Source organism: Pseudoalteromonas lipolytica, from assembly GCF_001306915.1.
Classification (GTDB): Bacteria; Pseudomonadota; Gammaproteobacteria; order Enterobacterales; family Alteromonadaceae; genus Pseudoalteromonas; species Pseudoalteromonas simplex.
In genome coordinates this window covers 32,094-51,561 of the sequence record NZ_LJTC01000016.1, presented here as the reverse complement: position 1 = coordinate 51,561, position 19,468 = coordinate 32,094, and the positions used below count along the sequence as shown (strand labels likewise).

Genomic DNA, 19,468 nt, shown 5'->3' with positions numbered 1-19,468 from the left:
ATTCCTAGTCATTAAAAAAGCGGCTATGCCGCTTTTTTAATGACTAATCTTTAGGGTTATTACACCACTAATTATCAACAGTACTCCAGCAATGCGGCCAAAAGTGGCGGCATCCCCATAAAATAAAATACCAACCAAGAAAGTGCCAGCAGCACCAATACCTGTCCATACTGCATAGGATGTCCCCATCGGAATATCCTTTTGCGCCAACCACAACATAAAGCCACTAGCGACCATAAAGGCGACGGCTATTGCAATGCCTAACCAGCGACTGTCTGCCTGTTGAGACATCTTAAGGCCAACAGGCCAGCCAATTTCTAACAGACCTGCGACAATTAAATACAACCACGCCATTATTGATCTCGCTTTTTCAAAATTACATCATATAAATCTTCACGGCGGTCTTTTAAGTTTCTTACCGTACCTTCACTGTGAAGGATTTTCAGTTTATCCATATCTAAATCACTGAATAACAACATTTCGGTATTCGGTGTTGCTTCATTCAAGGTTGCATCATGCGGGAACGAAAAGTCAGAAGGGGTAAGCACTGCTGATTGCGAATACTGTACGTCTAAGCTTTCTACTTCAGGTAAGTTCCCAACCGAGCCTGCAATCACAACATAACATTCATTTTCGATTGCACGTGCTTGCGCACAATGGCGTACACGTAAGTAACTATTTTTTGTATCTGTCCAAAATGGCACAAACAAAATATCTAACCCTTGTTTAGCGAGAATACGCGACAATTCAGGAAACTCTACATCGTAACAAATTTGAATACCGACACGACCCGCATCGGTTTCAAATACAGCAATTTTATCACCGCCTTGGATCACCCAGTCATTTTGCTCGTGAGGGGTAATATGAATTTTACGCTGCTCATCAATTTTACCGCTACGGTGGCATAAATAGCTAACATTATAAATCTTGTCGTCTTCAGCTAGTGGCATAGAACCGGTGATAATATTGGCATTATATTCAACCGCCATGCGTGACATCGCATCACGGAAGGTTTCTGTGTATTCGGCCAAATAGCGAATCGCTTCCGTTTGATTACTTTGCTCGGTAAGACCCATTAACGGGGCATTGAAAAACTCCGGAAACAGAATAAAGTCACTTTTATAATCTGATACTGTATCAACAAAATACTCCACCTGCTTGAGCAGCTCTTCAACAGACTCAACACAGCGCATTTGCCATTGTACAGCACCGACACGGACAATTGATTTAGTCGACTCAAGTACCGTATCTGTCGGCTCAAACATAATGTTATTCCACTCTAGTAAAGTGGCATAACCAACTGACTCCTGATCTTCAGGAAGGTATTTTTTAAGTAAACGTTTAACTTGGAAATCATTAGATAGCTGAAAGCTTAAAATCGGATCATACAGCTCTTTGTGGTCAACTTTTTCGATGTACTCCATCGGAGACATCTCTGCACTATGATTGTAATAGCGCGGAATACGTCCACCCGCTAAAATAGCGCGCAAGTTATACTGACGGCACAGCTCTTTACGCGCATCGTATAAGCGACGACCCAGTCGCATCCCTCGGTGAGTTGATGAAATCACCACATCTAAACCATAAAGTGCATCACCTTCAGAATCACTAAATACACGGTCGTGACCATCAACAATATCTTCGTAGGTATGTGGGTTAGAAAAGCGCGCGTAATCAACCTGTACACTCAAGGCGATGCCTACTAAAACACCATCGTCTACAATGCCTATTTGCCCTTCCGGAAACTGGTCTATTAGCCTAAAAATAGTATGGCTTGGCCAAGCACCTCCAAGCCCTGGGTAAGCTTGATCCATGAGGGTCTTTATTTGTGGGTACTGTTCTTTAGTTAGATTACAAATCTCTAAATGCGTTTTTTCCGCCGGCATAACTACTCCTTTTTAGGCACGAAAATATTATCAAGGCAAACGGCAAGCCGATATCAATGATGGTTTGATTAGAGTGGCATTAATTCACAGTCCTGCCAAGCTTAAAGCTTAGCAAAAACGAAGTGAACTGGTGTTTAACCCGATTAAATTAAATGAATTAAAGAAACAGAAATCTCTTTAATTCTTCACAGCCTAAATTTTAATCTATACTAGTTTTTACACCTAGCTGTCTAAGAGGTCCGGTTGCTAAAACATCTCTTAAAACAACCTAAGCAATCAGAGTTACAAGAAATAGAGCATGTTAAGTTTCTTATTATTTTGAAGATTGCTTACTTTGCACTCGCAGTCCACGTTGTGCTAATTCCCGTTTTCGCTCACATTGGTGCAGTTACTTTGGCAATAGTAAATGTTCTAAGTGTGTGTGCATGGGCTGGGGGAATTTTTCTAATCAAACAAGGTTTAACCTCCTTAGCTCTTCGTGTGTTTTGTCTTGAAGTTGTTATTCACTCAACCATTGTTTGTGCAATGCTTGGCTTAAATGCAGGATTTCAATTTTATCTATGGACTGTGTCTTGCCTGTTAATGATCGACTATCAACTAACTCTAAAGCGAGCTTCTTTGTATAGCGTGTTAATGATCATTATTTTTGCATTGTTGTATGTGTTTTTTTCAAATACAAACTACCCGTTTGCTTACTCTGAGCTGCTTCCCCATATTAAAATAATTAATATAATTATTGCTGGCTTACCTATGATTTATGGCATGGGTTTTATTAGAGAGATTACTCTTTCACAACGACTAGAGTTAACGGAAATGGCAGCCCGGGATCCTCTTACAAAACTTTTCAATCGCCGCTTTGCTAAAAAGCTAATTATGAATGCACGCAAAAATTGCGTAAATAATAACACCCCTCTTTGCATGGCCATGGCAGACATCGATCAGTTTAAAAGAATCAATGATAATTACGGGCATGATAAAGGTGATACTATTTTAGTGAATATTTCACGACTCATCAGTGAATTCATGAGCGAGGATGATATTGCAGTTCGTTGGGGCGGAGAAGAGTTTTTACTAATACTTACTCAATCTAATGAACGCCAAGCCTTTGCAAAAATTGAAGCTTTGCGTACAAAAATAGCAGCATTGGAAGCTCACCCTGACTGTCCGGATTTAAAAGTAACTATGAGCTTTGGTTTAATCGAATGGCAACCCCTTACTCCCATAGAAAAAATGCTGCAGTATGCAGATTCAGCGCTGTATGAGAGCAAGCACTCTGGCCGTAATAAGACCACGATAGTGCATGCTCAAAGTACATTTTTTGAAAATGAAGATTAATTAATTGCCTCAATAGTAATGCTATGTGCAATCTCTTGCGGCAATAATGGCGTTAAACCATTACTGACATAATCGTTAAACCCGGCACGATAAAATTCTGACAATGGATGCCCAGATTGCCCACCCGGAATAGCCATAATCGCTTTATCTAAATGCCCTGGTTGAACAATAAAGCGCTGCGAAGCACCAAAACTACGCCCTTGTACTGAAGGCATAAAGGTATCACCAAACCCGGGCGCCGTAGGCATATTCAATAAGCTTTTAAGTACCGGTATTTGCTTGGCAAATGGGTGCTCAATCACTAACTCGTTGACCTTACCCCACTCCCAGCTGTGCGGGTTGTTACCGTACTGCTCGGTTAGTTTAGTGATAACGCGATCAAATGCAGCTAGCATTTGCTGATTCCAGTTTGCATACTCTGGGTTTAACCATGCTTCAGGCTGCGCTTCGATAAGTTGCCAAACAGCAGGCTCTAAGTCTCGTTTTACTGGCTTTAAGCTACTGTCGAGGGCTTTTAGCTTATTCTCTAATGGACTAAATAAACCATTAATTACTTCACTGCGGTAACGCTTTACTAAGGTATAACCAATTGAATCGCTACAAGCACACGCCTGCCAATTATTTAGCTCTTTTAAATACAGCGCATATTTATCGCCTGCGTTGCTGAGCTGTTTGACCAGCAGTTTATGCCAAGCTGTTAAGAATCGAGCTTCATTATCATGTTGTAAGTCATAAAAATCTTGTTCGTTGAACTGTTGCTTTTCAAATAATCGATCGCGAATTTGTGCCGAGCGAGCCCCCATGGCATAAGCACCATTACCAAAGCGCTGGTCATCCTCTGCGGAAACAACGCGTGAGTTGCCCGTCCATAATCGGCCACTGTCTGGGTTTTTAACAAATGGACGCAGCGTTTCGTTTTCATGCCACGCTGCAGGATACGCTTGCTCAGCCACCGCTAATTGATGGGGCTCTTTACGGGCTGGAACGGCTCCCATATTCTTCCAAGCGGCGTTCCCTTGATCATCAACAACCATTAAATTTTGGACAGGAATACCCACCTCAGCCGCAAGCGCTAGTGCATCATCAACCGTACTTGCTTGCTCAAGCTTAAGTAATTCCATATCAACCGCATACTCATGGTGAGCAACCCAACTTAGTGCGTATGGTTTGCCATTAATTTCTTTTACTGGGCCATATTCACTCATGGTTAAAGCATAATTTTCAATGCTGCCGTCATTGAGTAAGATGGGTTCATCTATCTGCCACGTTTTCTCTTTACTCTCAAGGGCTATCCAATCGGCTGTATCTAAATAACCATTGGTGAACCCCCACGCTATTTTATTATTGGTACCAACTACAATTGCTGGAGCGCCAGGTAAAGACACACCGGTGATTTGCTGCATTTCACCATTGAGTGGATAATTGAGCTGGGCACGGTACCAAATGATTGGTACTGCAAATGATAAGTGCATATCGTCTGACAACATTGCAGCACCAGTTTCAGTTAACTGCCCAGTAACTGCCCAGTTATTACTACCAAGCTCCTTGCGCTCTGCAATCTCAGTCATAGCCCATTGAGCGTCTTTGAGATTTGGAATACCGCCGTTATAAGGTGCTAATAGGCTGTTATCGAGCGCCGCTTGATAAAGGCTAGGCTGAGTAATAAAGTCGACCATCGCCTTACCGTAGAGATCTTCGATTTCGATCAGTGTTTTGTCGCGTTCAAAGGTAGCCGTTTGCAAATCTAAATACATACTAAAAATGATTAGTAAGCTGTCTTCACTTTGCCAAGGTTTTGCTTCAGCGCCAGTCAGTAAATATTCAAAACTATCGAAACCTACTTGCGCATAACCCTCATTAACCCCATTCGCGTAAGCTTTTAATAGCGCTTTATCTTTTGCTGGTAACTGCGCAACAGCAATCTGACTACGTTTGCGTAACTGATGAAAACGCATTTTTTTATCAAGCCCAACAGCAGCTTTACCAAATAATTCACTAAGCTCACCTGCGGCATTACGGCGCAGTAAATCCATTTGAAAGAATCGGTCCTGACCATGCGCAAAACCAAGAGCATAGGCTACATCTAAACGGTTTTCGGCATGAATAACAGCCTGCCCTAAAGTGTCTCGTTCAATCTTCACTGATTGCGAAATAGCGTCGCTTTTACCCCGGCCATCAAGAGCCGGTAAACTTAGATTTAATACACCATAAACAAGCCCTGTTGCGAGTAACACCACAACGAACAAACCTATTAATAACCATTTGATTATCTTGAACATGCCATTTACCCTTGCGCTAAAGTAACACTGTATTAACCTGCTATATTAACCTGAGTTTTGTGAAAAAATAGTGTTGCTATCCAAATATTTAAATTTAGTTTTCTTGATTAGCTGATGATTGTTAATTGCCTCAGAAATTGTCTATAGTAGGGAAATAGTTTAGAAATCAATCTTTCTCATGCCATTAGCAACTGAAACCGATAATAAAAAACTGCAAAAACTAAAGTTAGCCTTTTGGTTTTCACTTGCGCTAGTTATTGTAATTGGCTTAATCATCGATCAATTAAACTATAGCCGAGAAAAAGATGCATTCCGTGCTCAGGAGATTGCGCGAGTTAGCGCTTACCGTGCAAAGTTAGAGGCGACTCTAATCTCTAATATTCAACTTGTTCGCGGCCTTGCCGTCGCAGTTGCTGCTGAGCCAAATTTAAATCAAAGCCGCTTTTCTCAAATTGCCACGCCATTATTCGAAACCTCTTCAGAATTAAGAAATATCGGCGCTGCACCAAACATGATCATTCAGATGACTTACCCACTAAAAGGAAATGAGAAATCAATTGGTCTCAATTTTCTAGAAAACGCCGCGCAGCGAGACGATGCAATTAAGGCGCGCGATGAAAACAAAATTGTCATGGCAGGTCCCTTAGAACTAGTACAAGGCGGTCAAGCCTTAATAGCTCGCATGCCTATTTTTACACCACCAGAACAGCACTTTTGGGGATTACTTTCTGTCGTACTCGATATTGATAAAGTTTATAACAATTCGGGGCTTCTAGCTTTAAATAAGCACTACGACATAGCGTTACAGGGTCGCAACGGGTTAGGTGCTGAGGGGGAATTTTTCTACGGAAATAGCGCTATTTTAAATGACACACCACTTAATTTTGGCATTAATTTCCCTGGCGGGAATTGGCGTATGTATGCTGTTCCGAAAGCAGGTTGGCATCCACCAAAATCAGCCATTTGGCCGTTACGTATCGCCATAATTATCGTATGTATATTATTTGCGGGTGCTTGTGTGTTCTTTTTAAAAATGCTCGAGCGCCAATACAAAAGCGAGCGAATGCTCGAAACAATGAGTAGCCTAGCAAAAGTAGGTGCGTGGTCATTTAACCTCGAGACCAAAGCTGTTTATTGGTCAGATATGACTAAACAAATCTTTAAGTTGCCACTCAATAAACAACCACAATGGCCAACCAATCTCGACTATTTTAAACCCGGTTACAGCCGTGACAAAATTCGTCACTTAATCGAAAAAGCGATAAAAGAAGGTGAAAGCTTTGAAACTCAAGTGCAAATAATCACAGTATCAGGCGAAGCTATCTGGGTTTTAGCGCATGGCGAATCTGAATATAAGAATGGCCGCTGCATCAAACTATTTGGATCATTACAAAACATAGATGCTCGCAAACGTGTTGAGCTTGAAAACAATAAAATTGCCTTGCACAACGAAATACTTGCATCATTAACTGTTCACGAAGCCGTCTTAACGGGTAATTTAAACTTATCTAAGCATGTAATTGTAAAAGCGATATGCCAAGCACTAGAGGTTGATCGAGCAAGCATTTGGTTATTTAGCGAAGACCGACAAACGCTTAACTCGTTTGCTAGTCATGATCAAAATCAATCGCGTTTTAGTCGGGCTGTGTCGTTACAGCAAATAGAACACCCTAACTATTTTGATGCCATTAACAATAACGCCGTTATAAATGCGAGTGATGCATATCACCACCCGTTTACCAAGGAGTTAGCTAGCAATTATTTTGATCGCGCTGATATTCGCTCCATGCTTACTGCAATCATTCCGACAGGGAGTAAAAGTATGGGAGTGGTGTGCGCAGAGAACAGCGCATCAAGACGACATTGGAGTAAAAACGAGGAAAGCTTTTTAATTGCAGTTGCGGCACTTATTGGTAGCTTACATGCAAGCCAACAGCGTATAGAAACTGAACATCAGCTAGTTCAAGCGAAAAATGCAGCAGAACAAGCAGTAAAAATAAAAGGTGAATTTTTAGCAAGTATGAGCCATGAAATCCGCACCCCGATGAATGGGGTTATTGGCATGCTTAATATCATTAAACAAACAAAATTAGATAAACAACAAAGCCATCATCTTGAATTGGCACAGTCATCAGCAGAGTCATTGCTGCATATTATCAATGATATTTTAGACTTTTCAAAAATTGAAGCTGGTAAGCTCGATATCGAAAACGTGAGTTTTAATATATCTAAACTTCTAGGCGATACCATTGAATCATTTGCTATAAAAGCAGAGCAAAACAATACCAAACTGTTACTAGATGCAACTCATATCAAACGTGAATTTATCATAAGCGACCCAAATCGTATTAGGCAAATCATCAATAACCTAATAGGTAATGCAGTTAAATTCACAAAAGACGGTGAGATAGTCGTGATAGCCAAACTTGAAACTGCTGATAACGAGTTATATCTGAATTGCTCTGTTGTTGATAATGGCTTAGGCATAAAACCAGAAAAACAAGCAACTCTTTTTGATTCTTTTACTCAAGCTGATGCTTCAACTACCCGGCAATATGGCGGCACAGGCCTTGGTCTTGCCATTGTTAAACAGCTTTGTACTCTAATGGGCGGCGATGTAAATGTTGTCAGTTCTTATGGAGAAGGCAGCACGTTCAATTTCTCAATTAAAGTAAAATTTGACTACCAAAAGCAGCTGCATGAGCCAAGTCACTTAATTGATAAAAAACGTATTTTAATTGCTGACAACTGCAAGCTCAGTAGCAGCATTACTAAAAAACAATTGCAATTATGGGGAGCAAAAGTTGAAGTTATTGGCAATATGCCAAGCTTAATTAACCGTGCGGCCCACTCTCAAGAGCCACCTTGCGATGCAGTTTTTATAGATTACCAACTTTATATGCAAGCAGAACAATCAGAGCAACGAGCGTTCCAAAAATATTATAATAACAATGCATGTAAATGTATTTTAATGGCACCTATGAGCCTAACTGAAGAGCAATCTAAACAAACTTTAGAAGCGCAAAGTATTATATTTAAACCTTTAACCCCTTCAGACTTATTTAACTCTTTGGCTAACGAAAAGTACATTGAACAACAACAAGTAAATAAAGAACAAAGCATCGCTAAAATTTCCATGCCAGCTTCGAGTACATCATCTCGCGTCTTATTAGTCGAAGACAATAAAGTTAACCAAGTGGTTGCTGGCGCCTTACTCAAACAAGCAGGTATTAGTTTTGACATTGCTGAAAATGGTCTTGAGGCAATAACAAAACTAGCAAATAATGAGAATGCCCCTTACGAACTAGTGCTAATGGACTGCCAAATGCCAGAAATGGACGGCTATCAAGCAACAAAGGCAATAAGATTAGGAAAAGCTGGCGAAGCACATCAGAAAGTCAATATTGTTGCACTAACTGCCAATGCAATGCAGGGTGACAAAGAACGCTGTTTAGATGCTGGCATGGATGATTATTTAACAAAACCCCTTAACTTTGACTCATTAAATAAAAAATTAGCAATTTGGCTAAGTGCAGCACATTAAAGAGAAATAAAATCATGCAATTATCATCGATACAACAACGCGTTATTGGCTGTTTACTCGAAAAGCAAAGTACAACACCCGAACATTATCCGTTATCTTTAAACTCCCTCACTAATGCATGTAATCAAAAATCTAACCGTGAACCGGTACTGTCTCTCACTGAGGCGCAAGTACAAGATACACTCGATGAGCTTATTGCATCACGCTTAGTAACTCTTGATGAAGGGTTATCAGGGCGGGTTAATAAATATGCTCACCGCTTTTGTAATACCGAATTTGGCAGTTTGCAATTTACTGAGCAGCAACGCGCCATTATTTGTTTACTGCTGCTACGCGGCCCACAAACACCGGGAGAACTAAGAACGCGCAGCAACCGCCTCGCTGAGTTTAGCAATGTCAATGAAGTTGAAGCCGCATTAAATGCACTCATTGAGCAAGAACATGTTGCACGCTTAGCACGAGAGCCAGGCAAACGAGAGAGCCGCTATATGCACTTATTTGTTGACCCAGACAGCATCACTGAGGATATGGCTGCTAGTGAGCCGATGCAGGATAACAACAGTGAAGTGCAACAATTACTGAGCGAAATCGAAGATCTTAAGCAGCAAGTCAACGAAATAAAAGCGCATTTAGGTCTTTAATAAAAACCGCGCCCATAACATAATGTAAAAAACGCTGACAACCACAACGAAAAATAGGAGCTCTACCATGCGTGCCGACATTCTGGCGGAAATGAAAGTCCAACCAACTATTGATGTAAAAGCGGAAATTACCCGTCGCGTTAACTTTCTTAAAAGCCGACTTACTGCTGCGCACTCTCGCTCACTTGTATTAGGGATCAGTGGCGGTGTTGACTCATCAACCTGTGGCCGCTTATGCCAATTAGCGGTTGATGAATTAAACCAAGAACTCAACACCAACAAATATCAATTTATTGCAGTTCGCTTACCTTATGGTGTTCAAGCAGATGAAGATGAAGCACAAATGGCTGTTGATTTTATTAAGCCAAGCAAGCGTATGACGGTTAACATTAAAGCGGCTGTCGATGGCATGCATGAACAAGCAATGGCCGCGGTTGTTGGTGGTGGTGCTGAATTACCAGAGCAAGCTAAAATTGACTTTATCAAAGGCAATGTGAAGGCACGCCAGCGCATGGTTGCGCAGTATGAAATTGCTGGTTTCTGCCAAGGCTTAGTGGTTGGTACCGATCACAGTGCTGAAAACATCACGGGTTTTTACACCAAGTTTGGTGACGGTGCATGTGATTTAGCGCCGTTATTTGGTTTATCAAAGCGTCAAGTTCGTGCACTTGCTGAGCATTTGGGAGCACCAGCAGTACTGGTAAATAAAGCCCCAACGGCCGATTTAGAGTGTGATCGCCCAGGTCTGACTGACGAAGAAGCGCTAGGCCTCACTTACGATCAAATTGATGACTTCTTAGAAGGTAAAGACGTCAGCAATGAAGTCGAAGAAAAGCTAACAGCAATTTACTTACGTACTCAACATAAACGCCAAGCAATCCCAACCGTTTACGACGAGCTTTAAGGGTAGTTTAAACATTGCGAGGGCAATAATAATTGCCCTTTTCTACTCCTCCCGCACCCCTTAGCAATATTCAGAACCTTCAATCACTGATTATCAGCTTCACAAAATGATCTAGAGCATCATGCCTGACGTAAAAGTTAGCAACATGATTGCAGTAAAGATGAAATAGTTCTGTAATTTGGTTTATAGTTGTTACAGTAAATACATTATATTTCAAATCAAAAATCTAAGGTTTTATATTAGCTTATGTCATCGCCCATCTTAATTACCGGCGCAGGCCAACGTATTGGACTCGCTCTGGCCGAGCACTTATTATCGCAAGGGCAAGAAATCATAGTCACTTATCGTACCCGCCATGCAGCAATTGATGTGCTTTCAGGCAAAGGCGCTATCTGTATCCATGCAGATTTTAATAGTGACCAAGCTATCGGGCACTTTATTGAAGAATTAAAAGCGCATACCAACCAGCTCAAGGCAATTATTCATAATGCATCTAGCTGGGATTGCGAAGCAAATAATCACGATTACGCTGACCTATTTGATAACATGATGCGTATTCATGCCAAAGCGCCCTATTTAATTAATTTAGCAGCCTCTGACTTGCTACTGCATTATCAGCAAAACAGTGGCCAAGCCGCAGATATTATTCATTTAACTGACTATGTTGTTGAAAAAGGCAGTCCTAAGCACCTTGCTTATGCAGCAAGTAAAGCGGCGCTTGATAATTTAACAAAGTCGTTTGCCGCTAAATTTGCACCGGCCATTAAAGTGAATGCTATCGCTCCCTCGCTGATCATTTTTAACGAGCACGATAGTGACGAGTACAAAGCCAAAACATTAAAGAAATCGCTAATGGGCATTGAGCCCGGCTGCGCCGAGATTATTAACAGCGTAGAACTAATACTAAGCAGCCAATACATCACAGGTCGTTCTATGCCTGTTGATGGTGGCAGACATTTAAAATAACGAATTACTGAGAAAGCTATGCACGATGATTTAAAAAACAGTTACCAACAAATAATTACCGCAGTAGGTGAAGATCCTGCTCGTGAAGGATTACTCGACACACCAAAACGCGCAGCAAAAGCGATGGAGTATCTGACTAAAGGTTATCGTCAAACATTAGACGAGATCACCAACAATGCGGTATTCACTTCAGACGCCGATGATATGGTTTTAATCCAAGACATTGAGCTTTACTCTATGTGCGAACATCACTTATTACCGTTTGTTGGCCGCTGTCATATTGCTTATATTCCTAACGGCAAAGTACTTGGTTTATCGAAGTTTGCGCGAATTGTTGATATGTATGCGCGTCGTTTTCAAATTCAAGAACAATTAACTCATCAAATTGCTAAAGCGGTTGAAGAAGTAACTGGTGCGAAAGGTGTTGGCGTAATCGTTGAAGCAAAACACATGTGTATGATGATGCGCGGCGTTGAAAAACAAAATTCAAGCATGCGTACATCAGTTATGTTAGGTAACTTCAGAGCCGATCCAAAAACCCGTAACGAGTTTTTACAACTAGTTAGAGGGTAATGATGGCCAACGCAATTATTAATGTCACTAACCTCAGGCTACGAACCTTTATTGGTTTTAATCCTGAGGAACGTGAGAAAAAACAAGATGTAGTGATTAACTTAGAAATCCACTACCCTGCAGATCAAGCCTGTGAAACTGATGCAGTCGATAAAGCGCTAAACTACAAGACTATCACCAAAGAAGTGATCAGCCTTGTAGAGGAAGGCCACTTTTTGCTGTTAGAAAAATTGGTTGCTGAGATTTTAGCAATTTGCCACCAGCATCAAAGTGTTCACTATGCCAAAGTGCGCGTTGATAAACCGCACGCGCTGCGCTTTGCAGATTCAGTATCACTGACCCTTGATTGGCAAAAAAGTTAAAATAACTTTTCTAGCCCTAATGCAAAGGCAAGCACAGCTAAATAACGTGCGCCTTTGCCTAGGGTCACGAGTAACAAAAAGATTGAAAACTTAACCCTAAAAATTCCGCCAACAACCGTTAACGGGTCGCCGACAATAGGCAGCCAAGCAAACAGCAAACTGTAAATACCGTACTTATTAAATTGCTGTTCGGCTTTGTCTATCGACTTTTGTGAAACGGGAAACCATTTACGGTCTTTAAATCGCATGACTTGCGTGCCCAGCCAATAATTAACACAGCTCCCAAGCACATTGCCCACGGTTGCACTTAACCATAATAGCCAAATTAAATAGTCACCACTGGCTATCATAGCGGTCATAACTAATTCTGAAGAGCTAGGTAATAGGGTAGCTGCAATAAATGCGCTGAAAAATAACGATAAGTAGGCCATAAACATCACATAAAAAAGCTCAGCAAATGGCTGAGCTTTTAGTATATGGCAATTAGTTTACTTTATAAATTCTATTGCCATTGGATATTTAACTTCTTTACCATCGTTGGCTTTAATCGCCGATACTACCACCATAATCAATGAGAATAGCGCAACCAATGGCAGCAAAATGACACCAACGACAACAAACATCAGCATAAAGCAGACAATGTAAGCAATCATCATGGTTAATTGAAAGTTTAATGACTTGCGACCATGCTCAGCAACGAGCGGCATTTCTTCTTTTTTTACAAGCCAAACAATCAAAGGCCCAATCACTGAGCCAAACGGAAAAAGTAAACCAGCTAAGGCACTTAAGTGACAAAACATTGCCCAAGTGCGCTGGTCTTTATCTGCCACAATTATTTCAACTTTTTGATTATCATCCATTTTAAATTCCTTGTTATGGGTCTATTTGTCTCTTTACTATAAACCTTAATAGCATTTTACCCTAGCTAAATTGATTAAATTTAAAACTCTCAACCAGCAAAAAAGGCTGTAATCAATGCTGTGATAAAAATGTGATAACTTCGTGAAGGTTTTTGGATATTGCTATTCGATACTGATTTTGAATCATCAAAAACAGGAATCTCACATGAAAGCTTTACCATTAACTTTGTTCGCTGCATGCGCAGTAACTAGCCTTGCAAGCCAAGCAGCTGAGCTTGATATAAAACTGACTAACCTCACGCAAGGTTTACACTTTACCCCTATTCTCATTACGGCTCACAACAGTGACAGTAAACTCTTTAGCGTTGCTATGCCTGCTTCTACAGCCCTACAGACAATGGCTGAGGGTGGTAATCTCGAGCCATTAATGAGTGAAGCCACAGCTGCAAACAGTGACATGGTTGCTAACCCAGCTGAAGGCCTATTGGCGCCAGCAAGTTCAACGATGGCGAGCTTATCTACCAGCGATGGCAATAATTACTTATCGCTCACAGCCATGCTGCTGCCTACCAATGATGGCTTTGTGGGTTTAGATAGTTGGATGATCCCAACAGAATCTGGCACCTACACTGTTTATCTCAATGCCTATGATGCAGGCACCGAAGCTAATGATGAGCTTGTTGTTGAGGGTTCAGGCATGCCGGGAACGCCAGGTATTCCAGCCGCACCGGGTGGCAATGCAGGAATGAATGGCAGCGGCGTCACCAGCAGCGAAACAAATATGATGGTGCATATTCACCCGGGTAATTTAGGTGACGACGATTTAGAGGCAGGTATGAGTGACCTTGATAACACCGTGCACAGATGGTTAAACCCAGTTGCGATGCTAACAGTTACGGTTAAATAGGAGGTTATTATGCGCTTTTCAAAAAGCTTAATTATCCTCGCATTAAGTGCCAGCCTTGCGGCCTGTGGGGATTCAGATAATAACGAGGTGGAAGTAACAGATCCTGTAACGCCCGCTATGAGCTATGAATTTACTGTACAAGTTACAAATTTAACCAATGCCCAACCATTGTCACCGATTGCAGCCATTGCTCACACTGAGGGTATGCTTTGGCAAATAGGTGAACCAGCTTCAGCTGCCCTCGAATTAATGGCTGAAGGAGGAGATAACAGTGAATTATTAGCGGCTGATTTTAATATGAATTCAAGCTCAGCTGAAAGCCCACTTCTTCCTGGTGAGCAAGTCACTTTAATGCTGAGTACTGAGCAGCTTGATGAATTAAAAATCAGCTTAGCGACCATGTTGGTGAATACAAATGACGCGTTTACCGGTCTTAATGCTATAGACGTGTCTTCGTTAGCGGTAAATGAGTCACTGTCTCGCACTAGTTTTGCCTATGATGCAGGCACCGAAGCTAACTCTGAAGCAGCTGGGACAATCCCCGGCCCTGCTGATTCTGGCGAAGGTTACAACGAAATGCGCGACGATATTGACCGTGTTGCAATGCACCCAGGTGTGGTCAGCCAAAATGATGGCCTGACAAACTCAGTGCTCACCAGTCAGCATAAGTTTGATAACCCGGTTGCTCGGTTCACCATAACGCGGACGCAATAATAATCGCACTCCTTACACCGAGGCCATAAGGATGTGCCTCTGTGATTTGGAGTGAGCCATGCGCCAAGAAAAATTATTAATCGTCGAAGATGATAGAGCAATACGCCAACTTATCAGCACACAATTACACTGCCTAAACCTACATATTGATGAAGCCTCGAGCGCTGAAGCTGCAATAAAGAAGCTTGCCAGCTCAAGTTACGGCTTGGTGCTACTCGATATCAATCTACCACAAATGGATGGCTTGAGCTTATGCCGCAAAATTAAAGAGCACTACCCAAGCATTGCCGTTATTTTACTAACTGCACTCAGTAGCGATATGGACAGAGTGATTGGCCTGGAAATGGGCGCTGATGATTACATTTGCAAGCCGTTCTTCGCCAGAGAGTTACAAGCACGAATAAAAACACAATTACGGCATAGGTCACAACTTATGGCAGCCCAATCACATCATGAAGATAGCGCTCAAGCAGTCATTCAACTTGGTGAACTCCATATTGAATTTGCCAGCCACCAAGCATTTTTAGCTGACCAAGCAATTAACTTAACCGCCACCGAATTCGATTTACTAGTCTATTTTGCTAAACACCCAAACCATGTTTTTAGCCGCCAACAGTTACTAGACCAAGTGTGGGGTTACCAACACAGCGGCTACGAGCATACGGTCAATTCCCATATAAACCGTTTACGCAGTAAGTTTGAGCAGTATCATCCAGCAACCTTTATCGAAACAGTCTGGGGCGTAGGCTATAAATTAAACCCTAGCCAATTGAGTGTAAACTAATGAAATCAATGACGCTTTATCAAAAATTGGCTTGGTCATTGGTGCTTATTTTTAGCCTGTTGTGTGCACTGGTTTTAAATTGGAGTAAGCAGCTAGAGCAAAGCTCTGTACACCATGCTCAGCAAAACTTGCACCTTCAATTAGCCGAACATTTAGTGCATGATAACCCACTGATCCAGCAAGGTGTGTATGACTATGATGCACTAGAAAACTTATTTCACACGCTGATGATACTTGGTCCGGCTTTTGAGTTTTATTTTGTAGACCCAGAAGGTCATTTACTGACTTATTCAGCCAAACCGGGGCAAGTCGTAAGGAAACAAATAAACTTAAGCCCAATACAGCAGCTACTTGACAACCCCACTGCCACGCCGATTTATGGTGATGATCCGCGTAGCAACGATGGCGTAAAAATATTTTCGACCGCGCCAGTTTATAATCAGCAACAGCTGCAAGGCTATCTATACGTAATTATTGGCGGGCAAGCTTACGATACCACCCTTAAAAACATTAAAGCCAATGATAACCTTTGGCTTGCTGCCATGTGGTTTATAGCTGCCTTACTCGCTCTCTTTATTGCGATGTTGCTGTTATTTCGTTTTTTCACCTTACCGCTCAAAAAACTCAATAAAGAGCTTAATAAAATAGAAGCGGCTAACTACAGCCTAACCAAAATGTCATTGGACTCTAGCTACACTTCTGATGATGAAATTGGCAATTTAAGCAAAGGCGTCAATGCCATGCTCGCACGTATTGATGAGCAGTTTCAGTCATTACAGCAAGCCGATAAACAACGCCGTGAGTTACTTACGCATTTATCACATGATTTACGTACGCCGCTATCTTCACTGCACGGCTTTCTTGAGGTGATCAATAAACCGGATAGCCACTTAAACGAGCCTGAGCAACGTCATTACCTCAACCTTGCAATGGATAACTGCCAGCAATTAAAACATCTGATCGAACAAATTTTTGAGCTTGCTAATTTAGAGTGCGGCCAAGTAAAAATTCAATCAGAGACCTTTAATTTAGGCGAGTTGATTTATGATTGCGTGGCAAAGCTTGCACTCACTGCACAATCCGCAGGAATTTCACTCAGGGTTATCCCAGAAATTTGCGACTTTACCGTGACGGCAGACATTGCAAAATTAGAGCGGGTACTAACAAACTTAATTGAGAATGCTATTCGACACACCCCAAGTGGCGGTGAAATTGCCGTCAAGGTTAGCCAACAAAGTGATCAGTTATACGTGGCAGTATCTGATACTGGGGTTGGTATTCATGAGGATGAACTCAATGCTATTTTTGAACCTCATTATCAGGCCCGTAATAGCATAAAACGAGGCTCAACAGGCTTAGGACTGGCTATTTGCAAGCAATTGCTCACCCTAATGGATAGTGAAATAAACGTCAGCAGTACCTTAGGAAAAGGCAGTGAGTTTCGTTTTAATTTAGCAATGCAGGCACCCGCTTAATCACGGATGCCTGTGTTGTTATTATTTTTCGATACCCGCTAAATCTAGCATAAATGCGTAATATAAAGCGGTGTCTTGTAAGCTCTTAAAGCGCCCAGAAGCACCGCCATGACCTGCTTCCATGTCAGTTTTAAAAAGCAATAGGTTATCATCGGTTTTATATTCACGCAGCTTAGCAACCCATTTTGCTGGCTCAAAATACTGAACTTGAGAGTCATGCAAGCCGGTGGTGACTAACATATTTGGGTAAGCCTGTTTCTTAACTTGGTCGTACGGCGAATACGACAGCATATAATCGTAATAGACTTTATCGTTCGGGTTACCCCACTCGTCATACTCATTTGTTGTTAGTGGTAAGCTGTCATCTAGCATAGTCGTGACCACATCAACAAAAGGCACTGCCGCAATCACTCCTTTATAAAGTTCAGGCGCTTGATTTACAACAGCCCCCATTAGTAAGCCACCCGCACTGCCACCCATGGCAAAAACATTATCTTTATCTGCATATTTTTGAGCAGCCAATGATTTAGTCACATCAACAAAGTCATTAAAGGTGTTTTGTTTATGAAGTAACTTGCCGTCTTCGTACCAAGGACGACCCAACATCTGCGAGCCACGGATATGTGCAATTGCAAATACAAAACCACGATCGAGTAAGCTTAATCGTGAACTAGAAAAGCTTGGATCCATGGTCGCACCATACGAACCATAGCCATATTGCATAAGCGGATTAGAGCCATCTTTTTTAAACTTATCTTTTCGATAAACAAGGCTCACTGGAACATCAACACCATCTCGCGCAGTTACATATATGCGTTCAGATGTGTAATTGCTCGGGTTGAAATCACCCAATACTGTACGCTGTTTAAGCAGTGTTTTTTCGCCACTTTCGAGGTTGATATCGTAGCTACTACCTGGGGTTGTCATACTTGAATAGTAAACACGTAAATTAGGGTTATCTAACTCACTATTACCATAGCTAAAAACCATATACGTTGGATCATTAAACGCAACTATTTGCTCTTGTTGGTTGCGAAGGTCACGAATAGTGATACGGGTTTGCCCCATTTCACGTTCTTCATAAACCAAGTGATTGTTAAATAACTCAATACCCTCAAACTTAACCTTATCGCGACCAGCAATAATCGTTTGCCAATTGGTTTTATCATGAGCCTTATCGCGGTGCACTTTCATCAGTTGGAAGTTAACCGCATTTAAATTGGTAACGATGTAATACCAATCACCTAATTTTTGAATATCATATTCAAGCCCAGCTTCACGTTCAATAAAACGTTTCGGCATTGCTTTAACATCATTTGCATCAATAACCGAGACACCCGAAGCACTGGTGCTGCCATGACTAATATAGATTTCTTGTTGGTCTTTACTCTTGTAAATACCGGTGTAGTAACTGGTGTTTTTCTCTTCGTAAACGAGTTCATCGTCGGCTTGCGGGGTGCCTAGCGTATGGCGATATACTTGGTAGCCTAACAGCGTTTGTAGGTCTTTTTTGATGTAGTAAAAGGTTTTGTTGTCATTAGCCCACACGACATCACCTTCCGTGCCTTCAAGGCTCTCTGTGAGCATTTTACCTGTGGTTAAATCTTTAACTTTAATTGTGTAAATGCGACGACTAACTGTATCTTCACCGTAAGCAAGTAAATTGCCATTTGGACTCACAGCTAAACCGGTGACAGCAAAGTAATCATGATTTTTAGCAAGCTCATTTACATTTAAAATAACTTGCTTACCCTCTCCTTGACTATCTTGGCTACGCACATAAACCGGATATTCATCATCACCACGCGTTTGTGAGAAATAATAATAATCCCCTTTTTTTGTCGGTACGGTATCGTCATCCTTTTCAATACGTCCTTTAAGCTCTTCGAAAAGGGTGTTTTGTAGCGTTTGAGTATGTGCCAATTTGCTTTCAACATACGCATTTTCAGCATTTAAATGAGCAATAACAGCGGCATCTTTGCGCTCATCATCACGCATCCAGTAGTAGTTATCGATACGTGTGTCACCATGAATGGTCATTTCATGAGGTATTTTTTTAGCAACGGGAGCTGCTATTTGAATCGACTCAGTTGCACCCGATTGTTTTATTGTATCTTTTTCATTTGAGTCATCAGGAGCTTTATTACAGGCAGTTAAAATAGCTAAAGAGAGTGCCGCGAGACAAAGTGAGTGGCCAACTTTCATAGGGATCCTAAATTAATTTTTATTATTAAGTCC

Annotated in this window: 17 protein-coding genes; 11 read left to right on the top strand and 6 right to left on the bottom strand. The window is 41.5% G+C overall.

Annotated elements, in window-relative coordinates; genetic code table 11:
- Positions 1 to 36: 36 nt before the first annotated feature.
- Together AOG27_RS19400 and AOG27_RS19395 are read right to left on the bottom strand one after the other, a co-directional pair.
- Positions 37 to 354, bottom strand: coding sequence for a DMT family transporter (locus AOG27_RS19400; RefSeq protein WP_054554646.1), 318 nt, complete (start codon positions 352 to 354; stop codon positions 37 to 39).
- Positions 354 to 1,886 carry a carbon-nitrogen hydrolase family protein gene (locus AOG27_RS19395; protein WP_054554645.1) on the bottom strand — a complete coding sequence of 511 codons (1,533 nt, stop codon included), beginning with the start codon at positions 1,884 to 1,886 and terminating at the stop codon, positions 354 to 356. Before AOG27_RS19395 ends, AOG27_RS19400 begins: the two co-directional genes overlap by 1 nt.
- 243 nt (positions 1,887 to 2,129) lie before the next feature.
- Between AOG27_RS19395 and AOG27_RS19390 the strand changes: the two genes are divergently transcribed.
- Positions 2,130 to 3,221, top strand: a complete 1,092-nt coding sequence (locus tag AOG27_RS19390; protein WP_054554644.1) for a GGDEF domain-containing protein — start codon at positions 2,130 to 2,132, stop codon at positions 3,219 to 3,221.
- Here the strand turns inward: AOG27_RS19390 and AOG27_RS19385 are convergent.
- The gene (locus AOG27_RS19385; protein ID WP_054554643.1) at positions 3,218 to 5,500 is read right to left on the bottom strand and encodes a penicillin acylase family protein; all 2,283 of its coding nucleotides are present in this window, start codon (positions 5,498 to 5,500) and stop codon (positions 3,218 to 3,220) included. The genes AOG27_RS19390 and AOG27_RS19385 overlap by 4 nt on opposite strands.
- Before the next feature lie 178 nt (positions 5,501 to 5,678).
- On the opposite strand from AOG27_RS19385, the gene AOG27_RS19380 reads away from it, so the two are divergent.
- The 6 genes from AOG27_RS19380 to folX all read left to right on the top strand — a co-directional run bounded on the left by AOG27_RS19380 (position 5,679) and on the right by folX (position 12,490).
- Positions 5,679 to 9,044, top strand: coding sequence for an ATP-binding protein (locus AOG27_RS19380; RefSeq protein ID WP_054554642.1), 3,366 nt, complete (start codon positions 5,679 to 5,681; stop codon positions 9,042 to 9,044).
- 14 nt (positions 9,045 to 9,058) lie between these two features.
- Positions 9,059 to 9,685 carry a YceH family protein gene (locus tag AOG27_RS19375; RefSeq protein WP_054554641.1) on the top strand — a complete coding sequence of 209 codons (627 nt, stop codon included), beginning with the start codon at positions 9,059 to 9,061 and terminating at the stop codon, positions 9,683 to 9,685.
- Positions 9,686 to 9,752: 67 nt separating this feature from the next.
- Positions 9,753 to 10,589 carry an ammonia-dependent NAD(+) synthetase gene (nadE, locus tag AOG27_RS19370; RefSeq protein ID WP_054554640.1) on the top strand — a complete coding sequence of 279 codons (837 nt, stop codon included), beginning with the start codon at positions 9,753 to 9,755 and terminating at the stop codon, positions 10,587 to 10,589.
- Positions 10,590 to 10,835: 246 nt separating this feature from the next.
- Positions 10,836 to 11,555: a dihydromonapterin reductase gene (gene folM, locus AOG27_RS19365; RefSeq protein ID WP_054554639.1), complete on the top strand. Its 720-nt coding sequence runs from the start codon at positions 10,836 to 10,838 to the stop codon at positions 11,553 to 11,555.
- Between the two features lie 18 nt (positions 11,556 to 11,573).
- On the top strand, positions 11,574 to 12,128 hold the full coding sequence (gene folE, locus AOG27_RS19360) for a GTP cyclohydrolase I FolE (protein WP_054554638.1): 555 nt from the start codon (positions 11,574 to 11,576) through the stop codon (positions 12,126 to 12,128).
- Positions 12,129 to 12,130: 2 nt separating this feature from the next.
- Positions 12,131 to 12,490: a dihydroneopterin triphosphate 2'-epimerase gene (folX, locus tag AOG27_RS19355; RefSeq protein WP_054554637.1), complete on the top strand. Its 360-nt coding sequence runs from the start codon at positions 12,131 to 12,133 to the stop codon at positions 12,488 to 12,490.
- Here folX and AOG27_RS19350 read toward each other — a convergent pair.
- Both AOG27_RS19350 and AOG27_RS19345 read right to left on the bottom strand, forming a co-directional pair.
- On the bottom strand, positions 12,487 to 12,921 hold the full coding sequence (locus AOG27_RS19350) for a YqaA family protein (protein ID WP_054554636.1): 435 nt from the start codon (positions 12,919 to 12,921) through the stop codon (positions 12,487 to 12,489). The genes folX and AOG27_RS19350 overlap by 4 nt on opposite strands.
- Positions 12,922 to 12,978: 57 nt before the next feature.
- Positions 12,979 to 13,350 carry a DUF4870 domain-containing protein gene (locus AOG27_RS19345; RefSeq protein WP_054554635.1) on the bottom strand — a complete coding sequence of 124 codons (372 nt, stop codon included), beginning with the start codon at positions 13,348 to 13,350 and terminating at the stop codon, positions 12,979 to 12,981.
- 205 nt (positions 13,351 to 13,555) lie between these two features.
- On the opposite strand from AOG27_RS19345, the gene AOG27_RS19340 reads away from it, so the two are divergent.
- From AOG27_RS19340 to AOG27_RS19325, 4 genes are read left to right on the top strand one after another with little or no spacing between them, the layout of a single operon-like run.
- Positions 13,556 to 14,257: a spondin domain-containing protein gene (locus AOG27_RS19340; RefSeq protein ID WP_054554634.1), complete on the top strand. Its 702-nt coding sequence runs from the start codon at positions 13,556 to 13,558 to the stop codon at positions 14,255 to 14,257.
- 9 nt (positions 14,258 to 14,266) lie between these two features.
- Positions 14,267 to 14,971, top strand: a complete 705-nt coding sequence (locus AOG27_RS19335; RefSeq protein WP_054554633.1) for a spondin domain-containing protein — start codon at positions 14,267 to 14,269, stop codon at positions 14,969 to 14,971.
- A gap of 58 nt (positions 14,972 to 15,029) precedes the next feature.
- A complete protein-coding gene (locus AOG27_RS19330; protein ID WP_054554632.1) occupies positions 15,030 to 15,755 on the top strand; it encodes a response regulator transcription factor in 726 nt (241 codons plus the stop codon).
- Positions 15,755 to 17,230 carry a sensor histidine kinase gene (locus AOG27_RS19325; protein ID WP_054554631.1) on the top strand — a complete coding sequence of 492 codons (1,476 nt, stop codon included), beginning with the start codon at positions 15,755 to 15,757 and terminating at the stop codon, positions 17,228 to 17,230. Before AOG27_RS19330 ends, AOG27_RS19325 begins: the two co-directional genes overlap by 1 nt.
- A 21-nt stretch (positions 17,231 to 17,251) precedes the next feature.
- Here the strand turns inward: AOG27_RS19325 and AOG27_RS19320 are convergent, their stop codons facing one another.
- Entirely contained in the window at positions 17,252 to 19,435 is a 2,184-nt protein-coding gene (locus AOG27_RS19320; protein WP_054554630.1) for a S9 family peptidase, read from the bottom strand.
- Between the last annotated feature and the right edge of the window lie 33 nt (positions 19,436 to 19,468).

Excerpts from the sequence above, each read along its gene's own strand:
- AOG27_RS19400 (WP_054554646.1), bottom strand. The coding sequence starts at position 354 with ATGGCGTGGTTGTATTTAATTGTCGCAGGTCTGTTAGAAATTGGCTGG.
- AOG27_RS19395 (WP_054554645.1), bottom strand. The coding sequence starts at position 1,886 with ATGCCGGCGGAAAAAACGCATTTAGAGATTTGTAATCTAACTAAAGAA.
- AOG27_RS19385 (WP_054554643.1), bottom strand. The coding sequence starts at position 5,500 with ATGTTCAAGATAATCAAATGGTTATTAATAGGTTTGTTCGTTGTGGTG.
- AOG27_RS19380 (WP_054554642.1), top strand. The coding sequence starts at position 5,679 with ATGCCATTAGCAACTGAAACCGATAATAAAAAACTGCAAAAACTAAAG.
- AOG27_RS19375 (WP_054554641.1), top strand. The coding sequence starts at position 9,059 with ATGCAATTATCATCGATACAACAACGCGTTATTGGCTGTTTACTCGAA.
- nadE (WP_054554640.1), top strand. The coding sequence starts at position 9,753 with ATGCGTGCCGACATTCTGGCGGAAATGAAAGTCCAACCAACTATTGAT.
- folM (WP_054554639.1), top strand. The coding sequence starts at position 10,836 with ATGTCATCGCCCATCTTAATTACCGGCGCAGGCCAACGTATTGGACTC.
- folE (WP_054554638.1), top strand. The coding sequence starts at position 11,574 with ATGCACGATGATTTAAAAAACAGTTACCAACAAATAATTACCGCAGTA.
- folX (WP_054554637.1), top strand. The coding sequence starts at position 12,131 with ATGGCCAACGCAATTATTAATGTCACTAACCTCAGGCTACGAACCTTT.
- AOG27_RS19350 (WP_054554636.1), bottom strand. The coding sequence starts at position 12,921 with ATGGCCTACTTATCGTTATTTTTCAGCGCATTTATTGCAGCTACCCTA.
- AOG27_RS19345 (WP_054554635.1), bottom strand. The coding sequence starts at position 13,350 with ATGGATGATAATCAAAAAGTTGAAATAATTGTGGCAGATAAAGACCAG.
- AOG27_RS19340 (WP_054554634.1), top strand. The coding sequence starts at position 13,556 with ATGAAAGCTTTACCATTAACTTTGTTCGCTGCATGCGCAGTAACTAGC.
- AOG27_RS19335 (WP_054554633.1), top strand. The coding sequence starts at position 14,267 with ATGCGCTTTTCAAAAAGCTTAATTATCCTCGCATTAAGTGCCAGCCTT.
- AOG27_RS19330 (WP_054554632.1), top strand. The coding sequence starts at position 15,030 with ATGCGCCAAGAAAAATTATTAATCGTCGAAGATGATAGAGCAATACGC.
- AOG27_RS19325 (WP_054554631.1), top strand. The coding sequence starts at position 15,755 with ATGAAATCAATGACGCTTTATCAAAAATTGGCTTGGTCATTGGTGCTT.
- AOG27_RS19320 (WP_054554630.1), bottom strand. The coding sequence starts at position 19,435 with ATGAAAGTTGGCCACTCACTTTGTCTCGCGGCACTCTCTTTAGCTATT.